Below are 15754 nucleotides of genomic sequence, written 5' to 3' on the forward strand. Positions count from 1 at the left end.
ACTGTCGTTCAAAGACTGATAGCCGACAGTTGGCTCTGGTTACTTACTTGGGGTGAACAGCTTTAGGCTTGGTTGAGTCAGCTTTTGTTGGAGGTGAAGGTGAGAAATGAACTCGATATTCATCAATGTTTAAGGGTGTTTGATAAGGTACGCCGCCACGGTGTAAAAACGGAGAGTGGGCACCACTTCCAAGGGCTCACCGCGTCGTCTGATTTTGATGGTTATACTGCATTTCTTAGTTCTAACGACGTCACGCTGACGCTCTTCTTTCATAACAAATATGATTTGGAATACCGTCAGCATGGAGATGTTGATGCATTTGTAAAGTTGTTGTCGGTGATTGACCATGCAGCGAATAGTGAGCTTGTCGATGGCCGAGTGTAGTAACATAGAGATGCCGCTCTCTGATGCAGGGCGTGTATTTTATGGAGAGGACAGAGTGATCTGTAGCGATAAGCGTTCGCCTAGACAACTGTTGGCAGATATCAAAGGGGTCATTTTTGATCTGGATGGTACCCTAGTTGAATCCTCACTGAATTTTGCTCAGATAAGACAGGATATTGGCTGCCCAGAGGGTCATGATCTACTGGAATTTGTCGATGCTATCGTTTGTAACCAGCAGCGTACGCAAGCCTCTCTCAAGATCCAGCAGCATGAATTGGCTGATGCAGCGCAGGCTCGATGGCTTCCTGGTGCCAAACAGTTAGTTGAACATTTGTGTTTTCGTACTATTCCTCAGGCGATTGTTACGCGCAACTTCCAGCAAGCTGCGGCGATGAAAGTGGAACGCAATAGTATCCCCATTGAACGCATTGTAACGCGAGAAGATGCACCGCCTAAACCCGATCCAAGTGGCTTGATTGCGATAGCAAATGAATGGCAGATCGCGGTCAGTGACATTCTGTATGTCGGTGACTTTCTCTACGACATTCAAGCGGCGCAACGGGCAGGGATGGTATCGTGTTTATATGTCGCTGGTGCGGTGCCCCACTATGCTCATGAAGCGGATATCGTGTGCCACGATTTCGAACATTTAGCTTCGGCGTTTGCAGCTCGATAGTAAGCTTCTAATCACCTAACTATTAAATCAAATTGTATTGCTGTATCTCTACACCATCTTCTAAACGGATTAAACTAAGTACACCATCACTATAGGAGCCAAAACTTGCCGGTTTTCCTCCTCGGGGCAGTGTTATTGAGCCTGGATTAAAAAAGGTAATACCCCCGTCGTATTCTATTTCTGCAAGGTGTACATGCCCAGAAACAAACAGATCACCCTGTTGTAACGGAGGTAGCTGTTCTTTAGATGCGAGGTGGCCGTGGCTTAGAAACCAGCGTCGGCCATCCAACACTAGATGGTTGTAATCGGCTGTGATAGGGAAAGTGAGTAGCGCCTGATCGACCTCGCTGTCGCAGTTTCCTCTGACGGCAATAATTCGGTCAGCGTATTGGTTCAGCAAGGCTGCTGTTGTTTGCGGATCATAACCTAAAGGCAGCGGGTTTCGCGGGCCGTGGTTGAGCAGGTCGCCCAATAAAACAAGATAGTCAAATTTGCCATCAACAAAGTGTTTGAGTAGCTGTTTGGTTGCGTGGGCGCAGCCATGAATGTCTGATGCAATAAGTAATTTCATCTCGTTTCCATGCTTATCCAATTGTTGCCTGATACGCCATCATCCTGTTTATATGATCCAGCGTTCTTGGCGCCCAGAGCGTAGCAAAGGGCGATCTGGTTTAGTTTGAGTTTAGTCACTGTTGCCGATGCTTCTTGTCATTTCAGGTTTTTTGATCATCGGAGTGCGCAAGAATTCGTATATAAGTTCAACCATTTGTCGGTTTGTTTCGTAAGCTTGATGATAGCTACTTTGAGGCATTGGCAATGCTCCGAATGCCACCTCAATGTGAGGCTAACGATTATTCTTCGAAGTAATTTGTTGCGGGTGGATCAGGTAAACGCCGTTGTGACGTTTGCATCATTACGCAGGATCTGTTGCTAATAGAAATAGGTTGGTGGATTTAGTTCATGCTGAAATTATCGGGCGTTTACAAAGGTTACGCTGACGTGAGTAACGGTGAACAGGAGCCAGAAAACGATTGTGTTATTCGTGGGGTGGATCTTTCGTTAGCATCAGGTAAAAGCTTGGCATTGATGGGGGCAAGTGGCTCGGGGAAAAGTACGCTACTTCATCTTATTGGCGGTATGGATCAGGTGTCGGCGGGGCAGATCCATTTCAATGATCAACGTATCGACAATACGAATGAGCAACGCTTGAGTGCCTATCGGCGGATCGAGCTCGGTTTTGTATTTCAACAGTTTAATTTACTGCCTACTTTGAGTGTTAGGGACAATATCGCCTTTCCTCGGCGGCTGTTGGGTTTGCCTGAACACGATGATCATACGGAAACGTTAATTTGCCGCTTGGCACTCGATGATTTGTTGGATCGTTGGCCGGATCAGCTGTCTGGTGGCCAGCAACAGCGTGTTGCAATCGCCAGGGCGTTGGCTCATCAACCCAAGTTGCTATTGGCTGATGAGCCGACCGGAAATCTCGATGATCATATGAGCCATGAAGTGATGGCACTGTTGGTTGATCTAAGCCGTCAGGCCGGCAGTGCACTGATCATGGTGACCCACAGCCGAGAGATGGCAAATTATCTTGGCTCGCAGATGCAGCTGCATGACGGTCAGCTTGAGGCGATCTGATATGTATTCTCGTGGCATCGTCGCTAAAGCGTTGTGGCAGCACTATCTGCGGCATCCGTTACAGCTAATCTTGCTGTTAGCGGGATTAGTCACGGGCGTGGTGATGGTCAATGGTGTTGCGCTGCTAAATCAAACAGCAACTGACGATTACTTGCGTGGCGAGCAGCTACTGGGTCGTCAGGCAAGTGCTTATGTTGTTGCGGTGAGCGAGCGTCAGTTAATCCCGCAAGCGCTTTATACTCGCCTACGAAATATGGGATTAGATAGTTTGGTGCCTGTGGTGTCGGGAACCATTACCGATGAAAGACAGCGGCTGCTATCTATTATCGCGACGGATCCTTTAGCGTTTGCCGCTGCGGAATCAATTTCAGCATTCAGCCAAGGCCAAAATCAGGGAAGTGCAAGCGGTGGTGGATTGGCTGAGTTCATTTTGCCTCCTTATGCTATCTGGATCAGTGTCGCTCGCGCCGAGCAGTTGGGCATCCAATCAGGACAGCGATTTCAGCTTAGAGGTGGCGAAGAGAGTGCACCGGTGTTTACTAAGCAGGGGCATGGGTTAGGCCATCGTTTATGGGTCGATATCGGGTATGGCCAGCAGCTGTTATCCATGGGGGAGCAACTCTCCTATCTTGCTGTGATGGGGGGTGAGCAGCTCGACGATATTCGTGCAGCGCTGCCAGCAGGTTACAAAGTGCGACTGGCTAAAGACCCCTTAAGTTTGAAAACAATGACGCGCTCGCTACACATGAACTTAACTGCGATGGGGTTGCTGGCCTGGGTGGTCGGCGTATTTATTGTATTTAATGCGGTGACTTTTTCATTGCAAGACAGGCGACCACTGGTGAGGCAGTTACAGATGGCGGGGGTACCTAAGCTGCTTGTGATTCGATTGTTTGTGATCGAGTTTCTGCTGCTTGCCTGTGTGGCCGCATTGTTAGCAGCTCCTCTGTCCGTGGCGATGGCTGAGGGATTACTGCCGATACTCGGACGTACGCTGGATAATCTTTATGGTGTGGCGCTGTCCTATCAATCCTTTTGGCGTGCAGATGTTCTCTATCGCGCGATCATTGTGTCTTTGGTCGGGGTCTGCTTGGCTGCTTCAGGTCCATTGTGGCAGCTCGCTTCGCGTCAGCCGTTGGTTGGTGTGAGCCAGCAGTATCAGCTACGTCAGGGCAAAGCACTGCAAGCAAAGCTAGCTTTGCTTGGTGTTAGTCTGCTGATTGCTGCCGCCGTCTTGGCTTGGCAATTGCCGGGTTTGCATACCGGGTTTGTGACTCTCGCTCTTCTGTTACTCGGCAGCGGTTTGCTGATCCCCTGGCTCTACTCCTTGTTGCTGCAGCGGATCATGGTTGCTTTACCTCGAACGCGGCCACTGCTTGCATGGTCTTGCAGTGAGCTTGATTGGCAGTTAGGACGCAGTCACGTTGCAATGCTGGCGCTGGTGTTAGCACTGACGGCAAATGTCGGTGTGAATACTATGGTTGGTAGCTTTCGAGACGCTGTGACAACTTGGTTGGAGCAGCGTTTAGTGGCGGATATCTATCTACGCCCGGAAGGGCGTAGCGATGAAATTCTTGCTTGGTTGCGGGACAGGGATGAGGTGGCATCTTTGCTATTGCAAAAGCAGATGCGCACAGAGTTTGTTTTAGTGTCCGATAACCGTGCTGATAATAATCAACCAATAAGGATTAACTTGCTTAGCTTGGCATCAGAACAATATGCGCGACAAGCTATCGCGCCAATACATCTGGTCGAAGACGGTTGGCAGCGCTTCGCCAATGGTGAAGGTGTGCTGATCAGCGAGCGCCTCAGTTTGTTAAATGGCCTTGAATTAGGGGATCGTATTGGTTTGCCCCTGGACTCGATTGATCAGCTTAATAACGTGAATAGTAACGCAAGCGGTGTCAGGCAGCAGATCTTTGAGGTGTTGGGGGTTTACTACGATTTTGGCAATCCGACCGGTCAGATGATGTTGGATGAGATAAGTTTTGAGCAGCATTGGCCAGGGCATCTGCTTTCGGGTCTCGGTATCAAGTTGAACTCGGTTAAGGAGAAGGCTGGTATCTATGATCAGCTAGTGCATAGATTTCAGTTAAATGACCGACAGATTATTGATCAGCAACGAATGCGAGAGGTGGCGCTAGGGGTTTTTGAACAGACGTTTGTTGCTACCAAGGCATTGAATGTTTTGACCTTATTGGTTGCTGCAGCAGGTCTGGCGTGTGCATTGGTACTGCTTAATGAGCGGCGAAGATTGGCATTGGCGGTGCTTGGTAGCTTGGGTGTGACTAAACGGGCACTGTTTCAATTGTCATTACTGCAGTGGGCAAGTGTTGGACTGATAACCGCTCTTTTATCCTTGCCTTTTGGTATCGGGCTGGCTTGGGTATTGATTAATTTACTTAATGTGTATGGATTTGGCTGGAGCTATCCGGTCACTCTGCAATGGCTGGATTATGGTTATCTTATTCTGCTTAGCACAGTGATCACCGCGCTCACCGCAATATTACCGTTGCGCCGTTTATACAAGATGGCGTTAGCCCGGCAGTTGGCAGAGGGACAATGATGGTTGGTCGATTCGGTAAGCCACGCCGCTGTGTTCAAGTTCTGTTTAGCGTTTTGCTGATATTGAGTGCTTGTTCGCCAGTAGATCCTGACAGTATAAGTAACTCCGCTAAGGACGCTGGGAACTATACCCAGTTGTTGCAAGGTGGCGATACGCAGCGTTTTTTACAAGCTTTACCGGGTAAGCCGCTGCGTTTTCCGACTGATCATGGTGAGCATCCTGATTATCGTATTGAGTGGTGGTATTTGACTGCCAACCTTGAGGATGAAAGCGGTGCCCAGTATGGCGTGCAGTTCACTCTGTTCCGTTCCGCGTTGGCGCCCGGTGAAGGTGATGATGAACCGAGTGCCCTGGGTGGTGTGAAGGATAAGCCCAACGCCTGGAACAACCGACAGATCTATATGGCGCACGCGGCTCTGACAACGCCAAGGTCACATTTTCATGGGGAGAAATTTGTTCGTGGTGGCGTGGGGCTGGTCGACGTGTCAGCTCAGCCGTTCATGGTTCGAATTGAGCAGTGGCAATTGGCAACGATTAATCGGCAAGCAAAGGGCCTAATGCCGCTGATATTACAGGTGGATACGGCACAATTTACTATAGATCTCACTATCACTGGACAAGAGCGGCCGGTGCTTCATGGGCAACAGGGGTTTAGTCAAAAACACCCTGACGCTATGGTGGGCTCCTATTACTACAGCTTGCCCCATTTAGCGCTCACGGGCGAGATCACCCTGAAGGCAGCTTTGCAAGCGGATAACGATGCAGGCTTGGACCCTGAGCTTAATCCGGTTGAGAGGACGTTGACTGTAACGGGTGAAGGCTGGTTAGACAGAGAGTGGAGCAGTCAGTATTTGGCCGCAGACCAATTTGGCTGGGACTGGTTGTCACTGCATCTGGATGATGGGCGGGCACTAATGGCATTTCGCTTGCGGCAAAAAAATGGCAAGCATTTTGTCTACGGTACACTGATTGACGCAGAGGGCAATGGAACGGCTTTAAGTGCGAATGACCTCAGCTTTCGGCCTGTTAGTTGGCAAACGGTTGATGGCAAAACACTCCCCTTGGCTTGGCGTGTGATGCTGGCAGAGCACGATATTGACGTTGAAGTGGCAGCGCTTCATGGCGAACAATTTATGAAGACGCTATTTCCCTATTGGGAGGGCGTGGTGTTGTGTAAGCCTGAGCCGCGCTGTCGAGGGTACTTAGAATTGACCGGGTATGAGTGATGGCAAAGGTATCTATGCAAGCGATTATGCTGGTGTTTAAAAGCCTAAGGTGCGGGTGTGTCAGTGCCAAAATGGTAACGACGTTAATAGCTAGCCGTCTCTACGTTGCCAAGTTCATTGCGGCGCTGACTATCGCAATGGGAGCTCCTGCTATTGTTCAGTCAGAAATACTGAGTTCCTCAGAAGCGTCAATGCAGAAGCAAGTTCGTCAAATCCCATCGCTTATTTTGTCCCCGGTTTTTCCTGATCTAGCGTTGAATAAACCACTTTTTCTGACCCATGCTGGTGATGGTTCTGATCGTATATTTTTGGTTGAGCAGGGCGGAGCGATTAAGGTTGTCGCTAATGGCAGCGACGGCAGTGATGCTAAGCTATTTTTTGATATTCAAAGTGCGACAAAAAATCGATTTACCGTAAGCAATGAAGAGGGATTGTTAGGGTTAGCATTTGACCCAAACTATCGTACGAATGGTTACTTTTATGTTTACTATTCGGCGGTCTCGCCCCGGCGTTCTGTTATCTCTCGCTTTCGCGTGTCACCTGATGATCCAAACCGTTTTGAGGAGGCGAGTGAGCATATACTGCTGACGGTGGAACAAGACTATCGTAATCATAACGGCGGTATGTTGGTTTTTGGTCCAGACGACTATCTCTATGTTGGCTTAGGCGACGGCGGCAGTGCTGGTGATCCTCATCATCGGGCGCAGGATCTTAGTCAGCTTTTGGGCAAAATATTGCGGCTTGATGTGCAGGGGCGTGCCGCACCGGACAATCCTTTTGTCACGGTTGAAGGCGCACGTGATGAGATTTGGGCGTATGGCCTCCGTAATCCTTGGCGGTTTAGCTTTGATCGAAAAACGGGCGACTTATGGGCGGCAGATGTTGGCCAAAATAGTAGGGAAGAGGTAAACAAAATCGTTCGCGGGGGCAATTATGGCTGGCGCTGGTTCGAGGGCAACCACAGCTATCAGCTGGATGAGGATAGCTATAAACATAAAGTGATTATGCCTGTAGTTGACTACAGTCATCAGCTAGGACAATCGGTGACGGGTGGCTATGTGTACCGTGGTGCTCGCTTTCCGCAACTGAATGGCTGGTATCTGTTTGGTGATTATGTCAGCGGTCGAATTTGGGCTCTGGATACGGCTCTAGAAAAACCGTCAATGATTGCTGTTGGGCAAGTGGGACATCCCTCATCGTTCGGCGAAGACGAAGCGGGAGAGTTGTATATGGTGAGTTACGTTGGCCAGGTTTATCAGCTGATGCCGGAGTGAGCCGCTGGCCTTGTTTTCTTTCAGAATCGAAGAGGGTTAGCGTTCCAGTGCCATCTGTTCCAATACCAATTTTTTTACCTTTGCCCACTGCGCTGGATAGCGCCAAGTCTCGGCATTAATATCTGCAAGAGGTGTCCAGTTGACTGCGGCTATCTCTAACCAATCGCCACCATCAGCAAGAAATGCACTTTGCTGCTGGCAATGAAATAGCACAAACCCGTTTTCCAATGTTGTTAACTTGTTGCCCACGACGACCTCACCGCCCAATTCCTCTCGAGATTCACGCCAAGCCGTACAACTCGCGGGTTCATTACCGCTGCCTGTGCCCCCTGGTATGCCTATCGTTCCAGTGAAACGGTGGGTGACAGTCAATAGTTGGTTACCGTTAAAAATAAGGCAGCCAGCGTTACCGGGTTGAATGTTGTCGTTCTGATAGGGGCAGGGGGCGGCGTCATGATCGGAGCATGCTGTTAAAAAGAGAGTGGTAACAATGAGTACCATAGTTTTAATACTGTAGCGGCTATGAACTCTCACTCTGTTTGTCTCCGTTTGTTAATAAAAATCGTCAGATATTAATATTTAGCTGTGACTGAGGGTAATTACTCTCAACTGCATGAATTACTAACTAAAAATGAGTGGCTGATAGCCATACTAGCATATCAAATGTAGTTTTTTACGCGGATGAACTACAAAAATACAGGCATTATCCGTTATCCGCGCTGGATTCTGTCGTTGGAATATAAGAAGATGTTAGTTAGCTTTTGCTGTAATGCCCTATTGGAGATGTTTTGGCTAGCTCAGTCCCATTACCTTTACTTGAAACTTGGTTGTCTATTCTTTCTGGGAACCATGACATGGTTGTGAAACGTCGTGCTTTTGAGGCGATCCAGAGTAATTTCCCCAGCCTAAGAGAAGCGATAGATCACCTTGAGGCAAAAAAAGGTGTCCTATCGGGTGATTTGAAGAAGTTGCGGGCAGCATTGCCTAACAACTAGGTGTTAATTGAACGAACTGTTTCGTCCAATATTCGCTTATTAATCAGCTCTATGACTCAGCCCCGTGGTTGGCGGTACGAGTAGAGATGTGACCGAAAGTATCAGTATATTAAGGTCTCATCGGTCTTTGTTGTTATTACCTAGTCTATTTGCATGCTTGCGATGCAGCCGCCCCTGAACTCTACTGACCTTATCTGATCTACTTATTATCTAGATATGATGGGATCTGCCTTATCTAACCCTGTACTCATTTTCTATTCGCCTGTTCGATAGCTACTGAGGCTGATAAGCCGCATGATTACACTACGCAGCTGTGTTGTTTCTCTTGTCAGCTTAAGTGGATGATCGCGGTCAAATCCTGATCTTATTTTCCGCAAATTACTTAGCCGCTTTACTAAGCTCATGGTAACGCCACGTAAAGGGTGAGGTGGGTCGTTGGCAATTTCCATTTTTCGTCGTTCCTTTCGCCCAACGGTGTTGTTGCTCAACCTGTTGGTGCTGATCCTAATCGTCTTTTACAAACCATTTCCTGAGGGAATAAATCAGGGAATGGCGTTACTTATTTTTGTGGCAGTGTTGTGGTTTTCTGAGGCGATGCATATCACCATCACGGCACTGACGGTGCCAATTCTGGCGGTGCTGTTAGGTGTTTTCGAAACCAAGCAGGCACTGGCTAACTTTGCCCACCCAGTTATCTTCCTCTTTCTCGGGGGATTCGCATTGGCATCGGCTTTGCGCAGCCAGGGACTAGATAAAGCATTGGCACAATTAATTGTTAGAGCGTCGGGTGGTCGCCCTTGGTTGGCGATCTTGTTGATGTTATGTAGTGTGTCGTTTTTGTCTATGTGGATATCAAACACAGCGACAACGGCGATGATGCTGCCGATGATGATTGGACTACTGGATGCTATCGCAATAGATAAATATCGCGATAACAATGCCAGGTTTGCGCTTCTGGGTTTAGCATATTGTGCCAGCCTTGGCGGCATGGCGACGATTGTTGGTAGCCCCCCTAATGCCATTGCGGCGGCGCAGCTGAATCTGAGCTTTATAGATTGGATGCAGCTCGCCTTTCCGCTATTGCTGGTACTATTTCCCACCTGTCTGTTCATGCTGTGGCTGATGACACGTCCACGCTTTCCTAAACGCGTATCTGTTGTCGATGAACCATTTGTGTGGACGACTAAGAGGGTGCTCACTTCAGCTGTATTTCTCATCACTGTTCTTGCTTGGATGTTGTCTCGACCCTTGTCTGGCTTGCTCGGGGATCTGAATAACATTGATACGCTTATTGCTCTCACGAGTTTGGTTACGCTGGCGTTACTAAGGCTGTTGGATTGGAAGGCGTTTCAGCAGCAGACAGATTGGGGGGTATTGTTGCTCTTCGGCGGCGGATTAACGTTAAGCGCGGCACTCAAAACGACGGGAACCAGTATCTATTTAGCGGACGTTGTGGCGGGGCTGTTTTCAAATACTCCGCTACTACTCACCTTTATTGGTTTGGCTGCATTTGTTGTATTTCTTACTGAAGTGGCCAGTAATACGGCAAGCGCGGCATTACTGGTGCCGCTATTTGCATCGTTGGCGGTGCAATTGTATGTACCTGAACAGGCACTGGTGGTGATGGTGGGGCTCGCTTGTTCCTGCGCCTTTATGTTGCCTGTTGCTACACCGCCAAATGCCATCGTTTATGGCAGCGGCGAGCTGAAGCTAAGTGACTTTCTACGCCACGGTATTGTGTTGAACATTATCTGCAGTGTGCTATTGGCCATCTATGCGTTGCTATTTATTGCGTAGTAAAGAGACAACAATGTTTGATGAGTAATAACTTGTCTGATGACTATTGATTAGCATTTCAGATGTTGGCACTGCGGATGTGAGCTCAACCTTAATTGCTGCAACAGTTTGTCGCATGGAAGATGAGCATATATTTACTTCGTTGCAGGATGAACTACGTCGCATAGAAAGGCAAAAGGCTCGCCATCGTTAAATAGCGAGCCTTTCTATTGGTCGGCGTGAGAGGATTTGAACCTCCGACCCCTGACACCCCATGACAGTGCGCTACCAAGCTGCGCTACACGCCGTCAACTACTTGTTTTACTTCAGAGGTGCGGCGCTTATGATAACGATCCGTAACCGGAATGCAATATGTCATTTGGCTTTCAGGTTTGTTTGGATGATTTATCGCCGTTTACTGGCTGTTGCCGTAAAAACGGCGTAGCTCTTCAAGTACTTCGCGCATGGGCGTAACGCGGAGCCTAGCTTCTCTATCACGCTTATTCTGTCTCGTGTAGATCTTATATTGACCACTCATTTTTAACTCGGTCAGTCGATCGGTCTCGAGAATGGCAAAATATTTGTCATTACCTAAAAATAGCCAAGGATGGACACCATCGCTAACCAGTGCAATGCCGCTTGTTAATGCCTTGGTATCTATATTGGAACCATATAATTGTTTAATTAACTGTGCACTCAAATCGTAATGTGAAGTCAACTTGGTGATTTCGCTGGCACCTACATCTGGCGCTACGTATATCAGTGGTACTTGGGTCTGGTAGCTTGAGTAGTTGCTGTTGTAGCCCCAATGATTACTGTTTTTGTCGCTCAACTGCATGCCATGATCTGAGGTGACAATGACGAGAGTGTTTTCAAGTGACGCATCTTTTGTTAGCGGAGCCAGTACCTGAGGGATTAGAGAATCAACGTAGTGAAGCGAGTTTTTGTAGCGATTACTTAACTGCACTTGGTCGAGTAAGTCTGTATCACTAAACAGGTGTACCCCTTCAAAGTCGGGTTGAAAAGGCGAGTTGTAGCTTGTTGGTGTGGCGAAGTTGCTTGGTGATGAAAAACCCACAACGGCAAAGTAGGGCGTTTGCATATCACGTGATTTTACCCATTTTCGCCAGTTTCTTACGATATTCGTATCATTGGCTGCATTGCCAAGCGCTGGATCCCCACCTTGAACAATATCGAACTTACTAAAGGCGGTATCACTGAGTGTTTCCCCAAGCTTTCTGCTACTGGTGAATGCAACTTGTTGATAATTTGCGCTTTCAAACGCACTACTGATCACCGGTGGTGTATGTGAGCGTTTGATGTTGTCCATATAAGTGGCGGGAATGCCGTACAAAAGGCTGAAAAGTCCTTCTTGCGGGTTATTGCCCCCACTAAAGTGATTTCTGTAGTTTAACCCTGACTGCGCAAGTTGATGAAGGTTTGGTGTTGCTTCTTCATTCAGCATGTCAGAACGCCATGATTCTATGACGATCAAAAGTACATTCGGTCGCGATTGTGGTGCTTGCAACGGTAGCTTGGACTTTCCGTACTCAAGCGTTTTATTGCTTAGCGTTTGCTCTCGAAACTCTTTGGCGTATTTGTCTACATCTACCCAACCATGTTCCCGGAGAAAAGTTTTCGCTGTTGCAGGGTATGAAAGTGGGAAATAATGCTGCTGGCTGGTTATCGGCGTATAAAACAGCGCGTCTGCCCAAACGTGAATTAAATGACTTAGAAAAAAACTGACTGTTAATGCCGCCGCAGTCGTTCTTGCCCACTTCCGCGTAGTACTCCTGGTTGGGCGTCGCCATAACCAGATACCGATAATGAGCTCTACAATAAACAGGCCAAAAAATAGCGCGCCAGCCTGCCATAGCTCGAGGTCAAGTAGACCACCTTCAGGCGACAGTGCCAGTTCAAATGCAAATAGATTGAGATGTAATCGATAGGCGTTAAAGAATAACAGATCTGCGATCAGTAAACTGACACCGATCGAAGCCAATACTGCCGAGGCTATCTGCATTATCAGTGGTTTGGTTAATATAAACGCGAGTGGGAAAAGCAGCACAAGAAAAATGATAAAAGTGATAAAAGAGAAGTGCCCGGCCCAATAGATGACGAGAAATAGCTGCGCAAGTATTGTGTCAGGTATGCCAGCGACAAAAACGAACCCTAACGCTACAGCCATTGCAATCAAAGCATTGGCAAAGGTAAACCAGTGTCCCCAGCTCACTAGCCGGGAAACTTTATCTCTATAATCCAGTTCGCTGAATGTCATTTTTGTCATATGTCCGTTGACACTTCTAACCCTGTCAGTTTACGAGGCGGACTGTTTTAGTGCTTTCACAAAGCTTTCAAGTACAGCCATGCGTTGCTCACTCGGCACCTGATTTAGTACATGACTGGTTGCATTGCCTAGTGTCATCAAGCTGAAATCAATAGTTGCAGATTGATCTTGCAGAACAGAAAGAACGTCATTTAGTGCTTTTTCTATTTGGGCGTTACTATATTTTGAAACCTGAGGCATCGGGATTTACCTACACAGCGACATGCTAAAAAGCATATCATAGTTAAGTTATTGAAACGAATATGGCCAACTCACCATGTCTTTAGAAATTATTAACGCTGACGTTCATGCTATCGGCTTGGACGCAACAACAAACGGTTTACGGATTAAGAATCAAAATGGGTTGCCTCTAGGCGATCATGCTTTGCATGACTTAATCGATAATTGCCACAGCACATATAATGCAAAACCAGCCAAGGGGTATGCGCAATTTACTACGCCTGAGGAGCAGCTTGAAAGTTCATTTTCTGAAATGTTGGCCGTGTATCTTAAACAAGATACAGATTTTAATGTCTTTTCCTCGCAGTGTGCGAAGCGACTGATTGGCGCGATGGGCGAGAATGAACATGTCGAAGAAGGCTTATTGATCCTTTGCCATTATCGGTTTGTAGGTCGTGAATTTTTGCTGTTTATGTTCAGTAGCCAAACGGTGGCTTTGGCGTTTGACCAAGATCTGACATTGCATCAATCCACCTACTTAGATTTAGCAAAACTGCAGCTGGCAGCGCGCCTTGATATTGATGCAATGCGAGAAGAACAACCGATGCCGCTGTCGTTTATCAGAGGCCGTGTCGGTAGAAAAGTGTCAGACTTCTTTCTGCAATTTCTCAATGCCGAAGAGTTCAAAGAAGCCAAAAAACAAAATGAGCAGCTTGTTGAAGCGGTGGAGACATATTGTAGCGTCGCTCAGCTCAACGCTGAGGAGAAACAACAAGTTCGCCTGGAGACCAGTAAATATAGTAAAGAGCAGCAACAAATAGGTGAACGCCTAAATATTGCTCAGCTTTCCGAAGTGGTCGGCTCAGTGAGCGGCGATAGTCATGGTTTACTTAATCAGATTGCCGATGAGTTGCCGGAGGAGTTGCCTCCTGTGTCTTCGGTAATGAATAAAGTGACTCGGTATAGTGGACAGGGTAGAGGCGTAAGCTTGGGCTTCGATAGGGGGCTTTTAGGTGATACGGTTCTCTTTGATCCGGTAAACGAATCACTGACAATTACAAAGCTGCCACCTAACTTGCTTGATCAACTCAAGCGTTCGATAGGCTAGCGATAAGTTGATGGGTGTAACCTTGATAAGGGCGCTGATAGAGACTAACTTTCTCAAGTAGCTGCTGATTGAAAGGTTTCTTGTAAAAAAATTCCATGATATAAACATCAGCCCCGTTTTTACATGTGTGCAACCTTTTGTGCAGACAGGTTTTCTCTGCACACAGAATAAAAGCGGAATTGGTGACAATGGTGTTGTTTTACGACTTTTTCCAAGCGTAGGCTGAAAACTAAACAAAATGAAGGTGTTTATGGCGGTTAGGCTGCGAATACCTTGTAGTATAGTTTCAAAAGTTTGAGGCATGTCATGTGCGGTAGCCAATAGCATGTTCTAGAATGGCTTGCGACTGGGGGAACCCATTATCCAAACTGAGCTTTGCTCGCTAACAAAAAAACACAAAGGAAAGGCTAATGAAAAAAACAATCCTTGCCTCAGCTGTTGCAGCAGTGACATTAGGGATGTCCGCAACCGCAAACGCCGCTATTGAAGAAGGTCAATTGACCATCTGGATCAATGGTGACAAAGGCTATAATGGACTGGCTGAAGTCGGTAAGAAATTCGAAGCTGATACTGGTGTAAAAGTTACTGTTGCTCACCCTGATGACGCCCCTGGTAAGTTCCAGCAGGCAGCATCAACTGGTAGCGGCCCTGACATCTTCTTCTGGGCACATGACCGTTTTGGTGATTGGGCATCTGCAGGTCTACTGACTGAGCTGAAGCCTAACGATAAGCTGAAAGGTGCTATCGAAGATTTCACTTGGGACGCGGTAACCATCGACGGTAAAATCTACGGCTACCCTGTAGCTGTTGAAGCTGTTGGCCTGATCTACAACAAAGACTTGGTTGCTGAGCCTCCGAAGACTTTCGAAGAGATCCCTGCTTTGGATAAGAAGCTGCAAGAAGGTTCTGACGGTAAAGTTAAAGCTATCTTGTGGGATTACAACAATACCTATTTCTCTTGGCCTCTGATCGCTGCTAACGGCGGTTATGTATTCAAGTACGAAAATGGTTCTTACGACATCAAAGATACTGGTGTTAATGTTCCAGGCGCTAAAGCTGGCGTTAACATGATCAAAGACTTCATTGATCAGGGCATCATGCCTAAAGGCGCAGACTACGGTGTAATGGACGCTGCGTTTAACAAGGGCGAGATCGCTATGATGATCAACGGTCCTTGGGCATGGAGCAACATTCAGAAGAGTGGCATCAACTACGGTGTAACTTACATCCCTAGCATTAACGGTTCTGCTGCTAAGCCTTTCGTAGGTGTACTGGCAGGTGCGGTTAACGCTGCAAGTCCAAACAAAGATTTGGCAGTGGAGTTCCTCGAGAACTACCTGCTAACTGTCGATGGTTTGAAGCAAGTTAATGACGATGTACCTTTAGGCGCAGTAGCGTATAAAGAGTTCATGAAGCAGTTGGCTAAAGATCCGAACATCGCTGCAACATTCGCTAACGCACAGGCTGGTGAGCCTATGCCGAATGTCGCTGCAATGGGCAAATTCTGGTCAGCAATGGCAACTGCTCTGTCTAACGTGACTTCTGGCCGTCAGACTGTTGACAAGGCCCTTGACGGCGCTGCTAAGCGTATCGTTAAGTAAA

The 15754-nt window shown here is 47.5% G+C and carries 14 protein-coding genes and 1 tRNA gene; 10 read left to right on the plus strand and 5 right to left on the minus strand.

Features of this window, described 5'->3' with window-relative positions:
• Positions 1 to 99 precede the first annotated feature (99 nt).
• Both EZV61_RS13480 and EZV61_RS13485 read left to right on the plus strand, forming a co-directional pair.
• Complete coding sequence (locus tag EZV61_RS13480) at positions 100 to 384, plus strand: DUF3081 family protein (protein WP_165569610.1); 285 nt, start codon at positions 100 to 102, stop codon at positions 382 to 384.
• Entirely contained in the window at positions 347 to 1060 is a 714-nt protein-coding gene (locus EZV61_RS13485) for an HAD family hydrolase (protein ID WP_240695209.1), read from the plus strand. Before EZV61_RS13480 ends, EZV61_RS13485 begins: the two co-directional genes overlap by 38 nt.
• A gap of 22 nt (positions 1061 to 1082) precedes the next feature.
• Here EZV61_RS13485 and yfcE read toward each other — a convergent pair whose 3' ends face one another.
• Positions 1083 to 1631, minus strand: a complete 549-nt coding sequence (gene yfcE / locus EZV61_RS13490; protein WP_131416232.1) for a phosphodiesterase — start codon at positions 1629 to 1631, stop codon at positions 1083 to 1085.
• A 389-nt stretch (positions 1632 to 2020) separates the two neighbouring features.
• Here yfcE and EZV61_RS13495 point away from each other — a divergent pair, with 389 nt between their 5' ends.
• Genes EZV61_RS13495 through EZV61_RS13510 form a run of 4 tightly spaced genes read left to right on the plus strand, consistent with a single transcriptional unit; the run spans position 2021 to position 7767 of the window.
• Positions 2021 to 2701 carry an ABC transporter ATP-binding protein gene (locus EZV61_RS13495; protein WP_131416234.1) on the plus strand — a complete coding sequence of 227 codons (681 nt, stop codon included), beginning with the start codon at positions 2021 to 2023 and terminating at the stop codon, positions 2699 to 2701.
• Between the two features lies 1 nt (position 2702).
• Positions 2703 to 5267, plus strand: coding sequence for an ABC transporter permease (locus EZV61_RS13500; protein ID WP_165569611.1), 2565 nt, complete (start codon positions 2703 to 2705; stop codon positions 5265 to 5267).
• Positions 5264 to 6493, plus strand: a complete 1230-nt coding sequence (locus EZV61_RS13505) for a lipocalin-like domain-containing protein (RefSeq protein WP_131416238.1) — start codon at positions 5264 to 5266, stop codon at positions 6491 to 6493. Before EZV61_RS13500 ends, EZV61_RS13505 begins: the two co-directional genes overlap by 4 nt.
• A complete protein-coding gene (locus EZV61_RS13510) occupies positions 6493 to 7767 on the plus strand; it encodes a PQQ-dependent sugar dehydrogenase (RefSeq protein WP_131416240.1) in 1275 nt (424 codons plus the stop codon). The genes EZV61_RS13505 and EZV61_RS13510 overlap by 1 nt, the downstream gene beginning before the upstream one ends.
• A gap of 36 nt (positions 7768 to 7803) precedes the next feature.
• Here the strand turns inward: EZV61_RS13510 and EZV61_RS13515 are convergent, their stop codons facing one another.
• Positions 7804 to 8301 carry an NUDIX domain-containing protein gene (locus EZV61_RS13515; protein WP_131416242.1) on the minus strand — a complete coding sequence of 166 codons (498 nt, stop codon included), beginning with the start codon at positions 8299 to 8301 and terminating at the stop codon, positions 7804 to 7806.
• Positions 8302 to 8555: 254 nt separating this feature from the next.
• Here EZV61_RS13515 and EZV61_RS13520 point away from each other — a divergent pair, with 254 nt between their 5' ends.
• Positions 8556 to 8762 carry a hypothetical protein gene (locus EZV61_RS13520; protein WP_131416245.1) on the plus strand — a complete coding sequence of 69 codons (207 nt, stop codon included), beginning with the start codon at positions 8556 to 8558 and terminating at the stop codon, positions 8760 to 8762.
• A 435-nt stretch (positions 8763 to 9197) separates the two neighbouring features.
• A complete protein-coding gene (locus tag EZV61_RS13525) occupies positions 9198 to 10559 on the plus strand; it encodes an SLC13 family permease (RefSeq protein ID WP_130565728.1) in 1362 nt (453 codons plus the stop codon).
• A 210-nt stretch (positions 10560 to 10769) separates the two neighbouring features.
• On the opposite strand, the gene EZV61_RS13530 is transcribed toward EZV61_RS13525, so the two are convergent.
• The 3 genes from EZV61_RS13530 to EZV61_RS13540 form a co-directional block, all read right to left on the minus strand.
• Positions 10770 to 10846 (minus strand) — tRNA-Pro (locus EZV61_RS13530).
• A 107-nt stretch (positions 10847 to 10953) separates the two neighbouring features.
• Entirely contained in the window at positions 10954 to 12825 is a 1872-nt protein-coding gene (locus EZV61_RS13535) for a DUF3413 domain-containing protein (protein WP_131416247.1), read from the minus strand.
• Between the two features lie 30 nt (positions 12826 to 12855).
• Positions 12856 to 13065: a YejL family protein gene (locus tag EZV61_RS13540; RefSeq protein ID WP_114336400.1), complete on the minus strand. Its 210-nt coding sequence runs from the start codon at positions 13063 to 13065 to the stop codon at positions 12856 to 12858.
• Positions 13066 to 13141: 76 nt separating this feature from the next.
• Between EZV61_RS13540 and EZV61_RS13545 the strand changes: the two genes are divergently transcribed.
• Together EZV61_RS13545 and malE are read left to right on the plus strand one after the other, a co-directional pair.
• Positions 13142 to 14152 carry a nucleoid-associated protein gene (locus tag EZV61_RS13545; RefSeq protein ID WP_114336401.1) on the plus strand — a complete coding sequence of 337 codons (1011 nt, stop codon included), beginning with the start codon at positions 13142 to 13144 and terminating at the stop codon, positions 14150 to 14152.
• Between the two features lie 410 nt (positions 14153 to 14562).
• Complete coding sequence (malE, locus tag EZV61_RS13550; protein WP_114336402.1) at positions 14563 to 15753, plus strand: maltose/maltodextrin ABC transporter substrate-binding protein MalE; 1191 nt, start codon at positions 14563 to 14565, stop codon at positions 15751 to 15753.
• The last annotated feature ends 1 nt before the right edge of the window (position 15754 follow it).

Origin of the sequence: Corallincola luteus, from assembly GCF_004336975.1 — a bacterium.
GTDB classification, from domain to species: Bacteria; Pseudomonadota; Gammaproteobacteria; order Enterobacterales; family Neiellaceae; genus Corallincola; species Corallincola holothuriorum.